The organism is Corynebacterium sp. UMB8791 (genome assembly GCF_054166365.1).
In genome coordinates this window covers 1-449 of sequence record NZ_JBSZCG010000180.1, presented here as the reverse complement: position 1 = coordinate 449, position 449 = coordinate 1, and the positions used below count along the sequence as shown (strand labels likewise).

At 58.8% G+C, this 449-nt stretch carries 1 pseudogene; it reads right to left on the bottom strand.

Going from position 1 to position 449, the window contains the following annotated elements:
- Positions 1-449, bottom strand: a pseudogene (gene ugpC / locus ACXIUA_RS11680) (sn-glycerol 3-phosphate ABC transporter ATP binding protein UgpC); the annotation flags it as partial.

Genomic DNA, 449 nt, shown 5'->3' with positions numbered 1-449 from the left:
CATCTGCACACGCAGCTTGGCATCGAGGTTAGAGAGCGGCTCATCAAACAGGAACACTGCCGGCTCACGCACAATCGCACGCCCCATCGCCACACGCTGACGCTGACCGCCAGATAGCTCACGCGGGCGGCGCTTAAGCAGGCCGTCCAGCTCCAGAATGCGCGCCGCTTCTTTAACACGTTCGGCAATTTGTTGCTTGCCCATGCCGCGAATTTTCAGCCCCCACGCCATGTTCTCCTCTACGCTCATATGCGGATAGAGCGCGTAGTTCTGGAACACCATCGCAATCCCGCGATCTTTCGGCTCCATTTCGGTGACACGCTTGCGGTCGATCCAGATATCGCCCGTCGTTACCCGCTCCAGTCCGGCAACCATTCGCAATAACGTCGATTTCCCGCAGCCAGACGGCCCGACCATCACGATAAATTCGCCATCCGCCACATCAAGGG